Origin of the sequence: Sphingobacterium ginsenosidimutans, assembly GCF_039536865.1 — a bacterium.
GTDB classification, from domain to species: domain Bacteria; phylum Bacteroidota; class Bacteroidia; order Sphingobacteriales; family Sphingobacteriaceae; genus Sphingobacterium; species Sphingobacterium detergens.
Map to the genome: position 1 here is coordinate 743478 of NZ_BAAAZK010000002.1, position 11893 is coordinate 755370.

Below are 11893 nucleotides of genomic sequence, written 5' to 3' on the forward strand. Positions count from 1 at the left end.
AATAATATGCCTAAACCTATTTTTTTGATTGGCTATATGGGCAGTGGAAAGACCACGCTGGGGAAAAAGCTGGCCAACAAATTAGATTTACCTTTTATCGACACCGACGAAGAGATCGTAAAGCAGATTGGCATGAGCATTACCGAATATTTCGGCGAACATGGTGAGGCAGCCTTTCGAGAACTTGAGCGTGAACAGATCCGCAAATTTGCGGACAACTATGCCGTCATATCTACCGGTGGTGGCGCTCCATGTTTTTTTGACAACATGGATTGGATCAAAGCCAATGGTTATGCGGTGTATCTGCAAATGAGCCCCAAAGCCTTATTTGATCGTCTGTCACAATCGAAATTACACAAAAGACCTATTCTAATCGGCAAATCACCGGAAGAATTACGGGTCTTTATCGAAGAGAAATTAACCGAACGCGAGCCCTACTACAGCCAAGCCCATCTAACAATAGACCAGCTCAATACAACAGTAGAGGCTTTAGTTACCCTGATCAATCAGCATAATACTTAATCGTACAATAGCTAATAATGAGCATACGCCCGCACTTCTTTTTTTTATTCTTAAGCTGTGTACTACTTCTTAGCAGCTGTTTTCGCCATAGTGGCGACACCGAAGGCTTACCTGTGGGCAAGCGTATTCAGCTGACGACCGTAGAAGATCTCTATCAATTTCTGACTTACGATGACAATCGTTATCCGCTGGTTAGCTTGCATCGTGGCGGCCCTACTTCTGGTTATCCCGAAAATGCATTAGAGACCTTCGCTTACAATGCCGGTCTACAACCTGTTATTGTGGAGTGTGATGTTCGCTTGAGCAAAGATTCGGCGCTGGTACTTATGCATGACAATACGCTCAATCGCACCACGACAGGTCGAGGATCCGTCAGTGAACGTACATTGGCCGAACTCAAAAAACTACGTTTGCTAGACAACAACAAGAAAATAACTCCTTACAAGATCCCTACACTTGACGAAGCACTCGCTTGGGGAAAAGGAAAGGTCATCTTTACACTGGACATTAAAAATGATGTACCCTACGAATCGGTGATCAATGTCATCCGTCAGCAACGTGCCGAATCCAGTGTTGTTATCATCACGTATAGTGCTGGTCAAGCCGGCAAAGTGCATAACTTGGCTGGGGACCTAATGATATCCGCTTCTGTGAAGAACCTTGATGATCTTGCCCGCCTTAATGAGAAGGATATCCCTGACAATAAGCTGCTAGCCTTCGTGGGCACACGGGAAGCTGATCCTGAGCTGACCAAAGTATTGCATGATCATGGAATTATGTGCATTCTGGGCACCCAAGGTAACCTCGACAGACAAGCCGCCAAAAAAGGATTTCAGTTGTATGCTAGCTTTATTGAACGTGGTGCAGACATCTTGAGTACAGATCAGCCAAAGGAAGCTGGACGGGCCTTAAATTTTTATGTCAAAAAAAGAGGGATATCTTCGAAATTTGTACAATAAACGACCCCGACCGCTTTGCTTCTATTTTCAATTGTAGAAGCATCGCCCTCCACAAATCCTATCGTTGTTTACCTGCTGTATAGATTCTTTTTTCGTTACGCCCTACTCCGTTAATGTTCTAATGCGCTATCCCACTGACACCACCGGAAACCACAAGTTTCATCGCATCCGTAGGTGACATCTCCAGCTTTTTAACTTTATCCGCACTGATAATAACAACCTGACCGGCAAAGGAATAGGAATAGGGGAAATAAACCATTACCTCGTTTTCTAAACCAATACTTTTCAGATCATGCTGTGTCAGGAACCCGATCTTTTTTAGTCCGAACTCGTTTACAGTCACCAGCACGGGTTCATTGAATTTTTTCGCGTCACCCACAAATGCTTCAGTGAAATCCTTTATCGAGGTGTACAAAGTATTCAAAAGCGGTATTCTTTTGATCTGATGATTGATCCACACTTTAATCGGATCAGTCACAAAATTCGTAAATATCACCCCCGCAAGAACAAGGATAAGAATGACTGTTAAGATTCCGATTCCGGGAATATATAGCGGATGCCCTTTTTCATCCTGAAAAAAATGTTCAGTCAGATTCAGCGCAGAGTCTATCGATGCAAAAATCCATACGATCAGAAAGACAGCACCAGCCAATGGTACAACAACGAGAATACCTCGAATTAGATAATTAATAAATCCCCTGAATAATTTGCCCAGCATGAGTTAGTAAATCAAAATATATTTATACAAAAATGCAGAATATCCTTTATTATTCATAAAAATATACTCTTTTTACCCGTTGCGAGATACTCGTCAACAATTCGTAAGGAATAGTTCCGATAGATTTCGCAGCAAGCTTAATATCGGGGTAAACGATTACCTCGTCTTCCTCGGCTACTTCGATATCCGTAACGTCAAGCATACACATGTCCATGCAAATATCTCCGATCGTTGGTACAAGACAGCCATTGACCATCATCTTACCCACACCATTACCAAAACGTCTGTCATAACCATCTGCATAACCAATTTTTATGGTTGCAGTTTTGCTATCCCGGTGCAATACCCCATGCCGATTATAACCTACTGTCTCTCCAGCAGCCAAATGTTTTATTTGCGTCACATTGGTCTTCAAACTACTGACTTCTCTAAGCGGAAGATCATGTCGTTCAATATCGATCCCATACAGTCCAATTCCCAACCGAACCATATCAAAATAAGCCTGCGGCCATAGTTCGATGCCCGAAGTCGCTGCAATATGTCTTAAGAATGAATAACCGAGACCTTCTTCAAGGCGCTTTGTAAATTGATCCAAGAGATCAATCTGTTGTTGGGTGAAAGCATTATCCTCCTTATTTCCAGCGGAGGCCAAATGGGAAAATGCCGACTTTACCTGAAGTATCGAACCTTCTTTTAGCTCCGTAATGAGTCTATCGACCTCATCAGGCATGAAACCAAGACGATGCATTCCTGTATCCACTTTGATATGAACCGGAAAGGACGCGATCCCCTTCCCTTTTAAGTAATTCAAGAAAGAAGACAGAATTCGAAAGCTATAAATCTCAGGTTCGAGATTATGCTGAACGATGGATTCAAACGTATTTTCATCCGGGCTCATCACAACGATTGGCAATGTGATGCCTGCTCCCCTCAGATCAACCCCTTCGTCGGCAAATGCAACAGTCAGGTAATCCACCCTATTGAACTGTAAAAGGTTTGCAATCTCAAAGCTTCCACTGCCATAAGAAAATGCTTTGACCATCGACATCAATTTTACATGTTTTGGCAACAGCTGGCGATAGACATTCAAGTTATTCTCCATGGCATTCAGGTTGATCTCAAGCACAGTATCATGTGATTTAGCCACCAACAACCGGCTGATTCGTTCAAAGTGAAACTCCCGTCCCCCTTTCAATAAAATAGTAGAATCTTCCAATTGAATAGCCCTGATATCTTCCAAAAATGATGTTGTACTAGGATAAGACACCGATGGAACAGCAAATTGATCAGCGACCTGTGTCAAGATCTCCCCAATCAAGATCAGTTTATCTAGCCGGTATTCTGAAAGTAAGCGTTTCAATTTTGACAAACTTTTCTCATCCGTTATATTTACGCCCGGTATATCGGAAAGGATTAATATTTTTCGGGGATGCTGTCCCTGTTGATTTAAAAACTCAAGCGCGATCTGCAGGGCATCCAGATCATTACTATAGGAATCATCAATAATCGAGCTATTCTTTTTCCCTTTTTTTAGCTCTAATCGCATCGCAACTGGTTGTAGCTCCTTAATTCTCGATGCAATTACCTCTTTTTCATAACCAAAACGCAGCATAACGGCAACGCAGTTGATCGCGTTTTCCACATTTCCCTTATCGACAAAAGGTACCTCGATGGCAAATGTCCGTCCGCCATAGAAAAGTGTGGCTACCGTGAACTTATCATCCACCTGCTTGAGGGAATAAACCTCCAATGAAAGCCCTTCATCAAACCCCCAGGAAAACTTTCGAGGTCGATAGGGCAGTTGAATATCCTCCACATAACGGCTGGGAAAGATCATGGTTTCAACATCCTTGAACAAGTTGATCTTTTCGTAGATCTTTTCGTTCTTTGACTCAAAACCAGCTTTATGGGCCACGCCTATATTTGTTAGTAGGCCGATTGTTGGTTTGATCATATTTTCCAACTTCACCATTTCTCCCTTCTCAGAAATTCCAGCTTCGATAATCGCCAGGTTATACTGGTCCGATAAGCCCCATAGCGAAAGTGCAACACCCAATTGTGAATTATAGCTTTTAGGACTACGGTAGATCTTATATTCAGGAGACATGAGCTGATATAACCATTCCTTGACTATTGTCTTCCCATTGCTGCCAGTGATGCCGATAACCGGAAAACTAAACTTCTGCCTATGAAAAGCCGCCAATACTTGCATAGCTTCGAGGCTATCCGAAACCCATATCAGATTTGCATCCGGAAATAACAGTTCCTGCTCCTCATCTATCTGCAGAACAAAGTTTCTCACGCCCTTATCATAGGCTTCTTTGATATAATGATGACCATCCCTACTCTTCTGAAGTGCGAAAAACACACCGTTATCAGCCTGAACAATCTTCCGACTATCATAAAATAAATGCTGAACTAAAGAATTGGGATCCGTGATAAATGTGCGATTAGGGTGTAAAATCTGGACGATTTCCGATATTTTATACATTCTCCTGATATTTTGATTGGATCAAAACTGAACATTTTTTTAGTTATTTCATATTATTTTTGAAATTTTGACAATATGTTCGAAGAAGATAAAAGAAACAAAAAGATACTAACAGCACGTCAGGCTCAATTAAAGGCTGAAAGTTATTGTGCTTACCAGGAAAGATCCCAACAAGAAGTGCGGGACAAACTTTACGGCTGGGGGCTGCATGAGGAGGATGTCGAAAATACTATAGCAAATTTAATCGCAGAAAACTTTTTAAATGAAGAGCGCTTCGCGATAGCCTATTGTAATGGGAAGCTTCGCATGAAAGGATGGGGCAAAATCAAAATCAAACAGGCTCTAAAGGGAAAGCGGGTTTCTGAGCAATTGATAAAAATTGCATTCAAGCAGATTGACCTGGACGAATACGAGACTATATTGGAAAATATTATTGACAAAAAAATTCGGGAAATAAACAGCAAAGATTCTTTCATCGTTAGGAACAAAGTCTATCAATTTGCGTTGTCTAGGGGATTTGAAAGCGATTTAATTTTTTCTATACTGAATTCAAAGGAGTTATAAAAAACGACAAAATAAAGTAAACAAATATTTTGCAATATTAAATTTTCGCTCTATATTTGCATCACCAAAAAGGAACACGAGGTTCTTTTTAAAATTGAAATAAAAATTCCATGCGAAAATAGCTCAGCTGGTAGAGCACAACCTTGCCAAGGTTGGGGTCGCGAGTTCGAATCTCGTTTTTCGCTCACCTGCCTAGGTGGTGGAACTGGTAGACACGCAGGACTTAAAATCCTGTTCCCGTTAAGGGAGTGCGGGTTCGATTCCCGCCCTAGGTACAAGAAGGGATTAGCGAATTTCCTTCTATGGCTTGCTCCACAAAGAGCAAGCCTTTTTTGTTCATAGTCAGATAGTTATAATGAAACACCGGATTCAGTGAAGGTGTTCTAAAAATACCATTTTTAAAGGTCAGGCCCTCTTAGCATCGCACATTTCTCGTTCCTCCTTACTTAATTTAGCATATGCGCCGATCTGAAACAGGTTTTCGATTAGGGTTAATTTTCAATTGGTATCGAAGCTATAGGTTGGTCTGCGAGCTTCGCTGCACCTCAATCACAAACTGCTCCCTGTTATTGCCCGTACAGGTCAGGTCAAAAATCACCGTGCCGATGTCGGCATTATCGCCAACATGCTCGTTCTTGTTATAGACCAGATCTCTGATCACCTTGCGCCCGCTGAACAGCTCATTGAGGAATGCCAGCAACAGATCCTTCTGGGCTTCTGTCCCCCCCTTTTTAAACGCGAAGTCGGTCGTGAGGTCGATAAATTTTGACGGGGTCATAAAAGTTTCTTTGTGCTTGCCTTACTTATTGGTAATGTCAACGGCAAATTCTCCTTCCGATATTACTATATTCTTTTTGCCAGTGGCCACCACGATTCCCGCAAAACTCCCCTCAACACGAGCCTTTGAAATCGACTTGATCTTAACTTCAAATGCATCGCCCGACAGGGATGATCCGGTGGTCGCCGAATAGTTTGCCTGTACTGAAGTACCGTCACTCTTATGTGTTACTGTACCGTAGGTAATCACCATTGTTGGTGTGGATTCAAGCTCGTAGGTATCTACTTTGATTGTTTCATTGTCCAGAATAGACAATTGAAGGTGCGTGTTGTCTTCCCCTCTATTAATATCGCCTGTATTGCCTTTTACCGCCAGTGATCTTTCGTTATTCTGGCTCGAACTAAAAAATTTAAATTCGACCGTTTTTCCGTCTATTTTGGCACGCAGATAACCACTACCATTAGCACCGTCTCCATTATCATCTTTTTTGCATCCAATAGACAACGTTGAAAGTGTTAAAAGAGCTGATAAGAGGATAAATCCAGATATTAATCTACTGTTTTTCATATGCTTTATTTTTTATTGATGTTCACGATCTTAAACACATTACCAATTGGCGAATTTGACATCCAGCACCTCGTTTTCATTTTTTATCTCTACTTTCTTTTCCATCAGATATGCCTTCGTTCCCACATCCACACCATCATAGGTATGCGTCATGTAGTATTTGGTCTGCAACAGATATTTACCCGGTTTCAAGTTTTTAAATTCGAAGTTACCATATTCATCGGTGGTGGTTGAAAGATAGTATTGGAGGCATTCATCCGAAAGGACATACCTTTTATTCCTGTTCTTGAACATTTTTGAATTTTGGGCATCCCACTCGGCCAAGTGCTTTGTAAAAGGGAGCAGATAGACCGTTTCCCTAGTGATTGAGGTCTTAGTTCCGGTCATACCGAAGCCGTTCTTCGTCCGGGTATAGGCTATGCCTTTGATAGAACTACTTCCGGGAGCGAGCAATTCTTTTGCCTCCGATGGATCGAAAGCAGCTTTTGGTGGAATGTTCAACTGCGCGCTAACAGAGAAAGCTGATAATAAAAATATACAGAGCCATGTTAGTTTTATGGGGTCCCCAACTTTCATTATAAATGCGATTGTCTTCCTGACATTGTTCACTGTGAACAATATCCTTGAATTGTATAATTGAATACGTTTCATTTGTTAATAATTTATAGATTTCTACTTCATCGACAGGGAGAACTCTCCTTGGGTAACCTGCCTGAAAGTTTTCAGATCCCCTCCGCTAGCTACACGCAATTGCCCCGAGAAAGTGCCTTTTGCAACACCATTTTTCAAAGACGAAAACGTTACCGTTAGCTCATCGCCAGAAAGGGCCGACGCCGTAGTTGCTGACCAACTGTAGGTATCTGGTTTTTCGTTTAGATACTCGGTGAAAGTGGCCATTATATCGGCACTTCCGTCATCCAGTTTGTAGGTCTTTTCTTTAAGTATACCATCCTTGTCGCGGATATTGATCGTCATGCTCGTCCTTCCTGTCAGTGAGTAACTTCCACTACCTCCAGACAGCGCATTCAGATTCCAGGTCTTATTCTCCTTTTCGGCCATGACCGCCAAATGGGTCATCATAATCTCTTCACCGTCGATGGTTAGTTTGATGTAATTCCCTTCCGGAATTTCTGTATCCTTATCCTCACTCTTGCTACAGCTTAAAATGAGGGCAAACGTTATAAAAATTAGGAAAAAAAGTGTTAGAATTTTCGATACTTTCATAATCAAAAATTTAAGTTTTATAACTTACACCGCCAAAGGATATGCCACTATGTACAGTAGTTATAATTTTAACAACATTATGTAGGATTTCGTAAGCAAATGTTACATAGCATGCTAGATAGACCCCATGAAAGCTCTTACAAACAAGATCTCAACGATCCGATTGCAACATTTCATGAGACGCTAATTAGAGAAGAGAGTAGGAAACTTTAGTGTAACGTAGACCTGTTTCATCAATACCTGAAAAGCTTTAAAGTCGAAAATATTAAGCTCAATGTATTCATATAAAGACTGCTTATGCTTTTGATCATTACAACCTAAACTTACCATTTGATATGGGGGGCTTGGGTTTTATTAAGCCTCCCTTTTGCTAGTCTCATATATGGCCGCCATTAGTGACAGCCATCAAGCAAAAAAATAGAATGGTAGTAAATCCGCTTCGCAGATTCCAGGGCCGCAGGTGATCTCTTTTATGGAAAGGTCTGAACCGATCTACCTGCGCTTGGGATATAAGACTTTCCTATAGGACTCTTATTCTAAAATTTCTTTAACTGCTCGGCACGGTAATGGTTTTTGGCCTGTTCAAAATAGCTGTTTAAACATTGAAATTAAAATAACTAAATAGAAATATAACTTTGAATAAATTAGATGAGTGTTATATTTCTAATAATATTTTAAAATAATTTCAATAACCACAATAAATGTATGGACGTTAATTTTGTTAAACATTTTAAGCAATAATTACAACTTAAAGTATTTAAAGAAATCAATGGACAAAAAAAAACAAGTGTACGTGTCGCCGCTGTTGATACGTACTGAAATTGAAATGGAATCCGGCATAGCCGCGGGTTCTGCCACCTTGAGGCCGGGAGATTCCGGTAATCCGGACAGTCCGAAAGTCAATGACTGGTCTAGCGGGGGCGATGTTGGATCAGGCGACAATGACTTCGATTTTTAACCGAAAATTAACCATTTAGAATATGTACAAAACGAAAAAAAAGATGACCTTACCGCTAGGTAGGCTGATCGGACAATGCCTTATCACACTACTCATTGTTTCCTGTTCTCGCGACAAGGAGGAAGTTGTCCCAGATAAAAAATCAGATTCGGTCATCAAGGTGATGGTTTCGGGAATCAATGAACCCACGACCATATCGACCGTAAAATCCCGCGCATCAAAAGCTAATCTGACAAAAAGTGAAGGTGGAGCAATAAGGCGGGAGGAGAAATTCGTCCACGCGTCTGGAATGGATGTCCTAACGACGATGGAAAGCCCTGTGCAAATAGGTAATAGCACAGACAAATTGGCCGATAGCCAAGCCAAAGAAAGTTCAGAGGTAAGTTTAAAAGCAGCATCTGGTGCTGAAAAGTTCGCAGCAGTTCCAATGATCACCGAGAACCAATACCGCATATTGATCTATGATGCGACGGGGAGTACGCTGCTGCAGAATGTGGCAGCATCGTCCGGCACCAATCCAGCGCTTCAGGTTGAAGCGGGTACCACCTACCGCTGGTTTTCCTTTTCGATCAATGAACGGACTGTTCCTGATATTAGTAACGGAAAAGTCGCAGCGGCAGATCTCGCTAATAAAGACGTGCTTTTTGCTTCGGGGACCATTGACACCAAATTAGGAGAGAACTTTCTGAACATTACTTTTGACCACAAGACCACAAGATTTGATGTCGACGTGGACACCCGTGGAATCTTCGGTAGCGTAAACACTTTCCGCTCGCTTCAGCTCGGCACAGAAGCATCGGATGGGGAGTATACTACATTACTCTATACTGCTGACCTGGATATCTTTAGTGGCAATTTCGGAACGCCAACCGAGATGGCAACGGCAAATACGGCCGCACACGTCGTAAATAAGGATATCAGCACGGCGGATATGGTAAAAACAGTTTCCCTTTATACAGTCATCCCAGCTGGTCGTACCATCGATGACCAGGCGCTTCGGATCTCACCGGTATTTTCAATCAACCTTGACCACGCAGTGCTCTATCCGCCAAATACAACACCGGTGACTACCCGGGAGTTTGGCAGTACGACAGACCGTCTTCGTATCGCTAATCTGCGTTTTTCACCTCAAGCAGGAAGTACCTACTCCCTGGGCATGCGTGCAATCGAATCGGGTATTCTAGCTAACGGCACGATATGGGCACGGAGTGACCTGTGGTATGATGGCACTGCTGCCCGTACATTTGACAAATATCGTTTCCGATCCGACCCGGCACACGCACCCTATCCTGGCAAATCGGATACTGAGCAGACTGAATACTGGCACTGGATGTCTTTGACCCCAGCTAGTCCCATAAAAACCGGCGATCCTTGTTTGGAGGTTTATCCAAAGGGGATTTGGCGTCTGCCTACCCGGTCAGAGGCAGAGAGCCTTGTCCAACAGCGAACCCCTTATCCTTATTCCGGATTTTCTAATCCGAACAGCAATGCGGATACTTATGACTGGATTGCCTTAGTGAACCTGAGCTTTGATGGAGATGGAGGCTCTTCCAGGGGAAACTTTTCGGAATACAGCAACAGGATCTTGTTTGCATTCAACGGTATAATGGATGCAGACGGTAAATTAATATCGTCGCGCAGCCAGGTTGACTCCCGCAGCAACACGGCAAGGGATGGGATCTATACCCATACAAGTCGCTGGACCAGCGATGAGTGGGAAAGCGTACCTGACGCAAATTGTACCAACTGTGGGACTACCTTTGCACACGTCGCCTATACCACTGATTATCGCGGACCTAATGATTTTACGGTTAACTATGCTGGTCGTTCGACACGTTTTGATATAGGTTATGCACAAGAAACACAATTTCGTCAGATCCGTTGCGTACGTAACCAATCCTGGTCAGGAGAGTTATAATTTTATATGATCAATTATAATTTTATATAGTCAATATACTATAGCTACTTACTCCATCAAAAGGAAAGAGATCTTCTTTTTGATGGAGTTTTTAGTAAATTTTATAAAATTATTACGATGATTAGGTCGACAAAGCAGGTTACTGATGAGGACGGCAAGTATATATTACATTTTATAATAAGATGATTTTCAAGCCATAATCCCCCTGCACTTTCTTATCTTTCCACGCTCTGTTTTATAATAGTACAAATATTTTAAAGGTCAAATAAACCTATAAATACAGTCCATTGCGCATTATACGTAAACGCAATGAAGAGATGACGATGCCTGTCATCCTACAATTATTTAAATCCTTCATGCCTTAAGATGAATTTTGCAAATTCTTCCACCTGCTGGTCGTTGCAACCTCCCACTATCACTTGAAGTTCGTTGCTAAATTCAAAACCCAACCTCCGGCTCCTATCCACCTGTTTTCTGATTGCTGCTATTTGCCCTTTCTGAAATTTTATACCATCGTTTTAAGATTAGAGTCGAATTCACGAGAAAACTCGTGCATATAGGCACGGGCATTATTTCACTGTTATTCCCTATTTTACTTGCGATTCATTGGTCCGTATTACTGCTTTGTGGGTTATTTGCAGTGATTTTGGTCCTGTCCCTAAAATTTAATTTATTACAATCTATTCATGCAATTGACCGAAAATCTGCGGGTAGTCTAGCTTATCCTGCCGCAGTCTATCTTTGTTTTGTAACTCAGGCTTATCTGGATGATCGCTACATTTTCTATTATCTACCTTTGGCTACCTTAGCTATCTGTGATCCTATGGCCGCATTATCTGGCAAAAAATGGCCCCTATGGCCTTATATGATCCTTGGCGCAAAAAAGACCTTGACAGGATCTATTGTTTTCTTTATCAGTGCTATTATTGTAGCCTTTTTGGTCTGGAAATACGCCCACGGCTCGAATCTCGGCTTTCAGGAACTCAGCATAATAACCTCGATTGCGCTCATGGCTACACTCGCTGAAGCACTGAGCAAAGATGGCTATGATAATTTAACCATTCCTATAAGTACCATCGCAGGTTTGTATATTCTTCTTCCTTAGGCTCCTCTTTCTTCGTACCAACTCCCACCGTTTCAGCAATTCGCTTCGGATTGTCTTCGGTATTTCATCGGGAAAAATAGCCGGAGAAA

General features: G+C 42.0%; 12 protein-coding genes and 2 tRNA genes. 8 read left to right on the forward strand and 6 right to left on the reverse strand.

The genetic code is table 11. The features are described from left to right. The first annotated feature begins 6 nt into the window (after positions 1-6). Positions 7-522, forward strand: a complete 516-nt coding sequence (locus ABFX33_RS02930; protein WP_346084193.1) for a shikimate kinase — start codon at positions 7-9, stop codon at positions 520-522. Between the two features lie 17 nt (positions 523-539). Then, complete coding sequence (locus ABFX33_RS02935; protein WP_346084194.1) at positions 540-1481, forward strand: glycerophosphodiester phosphodiesterase family protein; 942 nt, start codon at positions 540-542, stop codon at positions 1479-1481. 118 nt (positions 1482-1599) lie between these two features. Here the strand turns inward: ABFX33_RS02935 and ABFX33_RS02940 are convergent, their stop codons facing one another. Beyond that, the gene (locus ABFX33_RS02940) at positions 1600-2199 is read right to left on the reverse strand and encodes a DUF502 domain-containing protein (RefSeq protein ID WP_346084195.1); all 600 of its coding nucleotides are present in this window, start codon (positions 2197-2199) and stop codon (positions 1600-1602) included. A gap of 49 nt (positions 2200-2248) precedes the next feature. After that, entirely contained in the window at positions 2249-4690 is a 2442-nt protein-coding gene (locus tag ABFX33_RS02945) for a bifunctional UDP-N-acetylmuramoyl-tripeptide:D-alanyl-D-alanine ligase/alanine racemase (protein ID WP_346084197.1), read from the reverse strand. A 75-nt stretch (positions 4691-4765) separates the two neighbouring features. Between ABFX33_RS02945 and ABFX33_RS02950 the strand changes: the two genes are divergently transcribed. The 3 genes from ABFX33_RS02950 (at position 4766) to ABFX33_RS02960 (ending at position 5529) form a co-directional block, all read left to right on the forward strand. Next, positions 4766-5254, forward strand: a complete 489-nt coding sequence (locus tag ABFX33_RS02950; protein ID WP_120259507.1) for a regulatory protein RecX — start codon at positions 4766-4768, stop codon at positions 5252-5254. Between the two features lie 112 nt (positions 5255-5366). Then, positions 5367-5439: transfer RNA gene (locus ABFX33_RS02955), tRNA-Gly, on the forward strand. A 5-nt stretch (positions 5440-5444) separates the two neighbouring features. Continuing rightward, positions 5445-5529, forward strand: a tRNA-Leu gene (locus ABFX33_RS02960). A 239-nt stretch (positions 5530-5768) separates the two neighbouring features. On the opposite strand, the gene ABFX33_RS02965 is transcribed toward ABFX33_RS02960, so the two are convergent. From ABFX33_RS02965 to ABFX33_RS02980, 4 genes are read right to left on the reverse strand one after another with little or no spacing between them, the layout of a single operon-like run. Then, on the reverse strand, positions 5769-6032 hold the full coding sequence (locus tag ABFX33_RS02965) for a PD-(D/E)XK nuclease family transposase (RefSeq protein WP_346084198.1): 264 nt from the start codon (positions 6030-6032) through the stop codon (positions 5769-5771). Between the two features lie 21 nt (positions 6033-6053). Then, entirely contained in the window at positions 6054-6599 is a 546-nt protein-coding gene (locus ABFX33_RS02970) for a hypothetical protein (protein ID WP_346084199.1), read from the reverse strand. Positions 6600-6638: 39 nt separating this feature from the next. After that, a complete protein-coding gene (locus ABFX33_RS02975; RefSeq protein ID WP_346084200.1) occupies positions 6639-7250 on the reverse strand; it encodes a peptidase associated/transthyretin-like domain-containing protein in 612 nt (203 codons plus the stop codon). Positions 7251-7271: 21 nt separating this feature from the next. Further along, the gene (locus ABFX33_RS02980) at positions 7272-7823 is read right to left on the reverse strand and encodes a hypothetical protein (RefSeq protein WP_346084201.1); all 552 of its coding nucleotides are present in this window, start codon (positions 7821-7823) and stop codon (positions 7272-7274) included. Between the two features lie 718 nt (positions 7824-8541). On the opposite strand from ABFX33_RS02980, the gene ABFX33_RS02985 reads away from it, so the two are divergent. The 3 genes from ABFX33_RS02985 (at position 8542) to ABFX33_RS02995 (ending at position 11804) form a co-directional block, all read left to right on the forward strand. Beyond that, complete coding sequence (locus ABFX33_RS02985; RefSeq protein WP_346084202.1) at positions 8542-8781, forward strand: hypothetical protein; 240 nt, start codon at positions 8542-8544, stop codon at positions 8779-8781. A 22-nt stretch (positions 8782-8803) separates the two neighbouring features. Continuing rightward, positions 8804-10699, forward strand: coding sequence for a hypothetical protein (locus ABFX33_RS02990; protein WP_346084204.1), 1896 nt, complete (start codon positions 8804-8806; stop codon positions 10697-10699). Between the two features lie 550 nt (positions 10700-11249). Beyond that, the gene (locus ABFX33_RS02995) at positions 11250-11804 is read left to right on the forward strand and encodes a phosphatidate cytidylyltransferase (RefSeq protein ID WP_346084205.1); all 555 of its coding nucleotides are present in this window, start codon (positions 11250-11252) and stop codon (positions 11802-11804) included. The last annotated feature ends 89 nt before the right edge of the window (positions 11805-11893 follow it).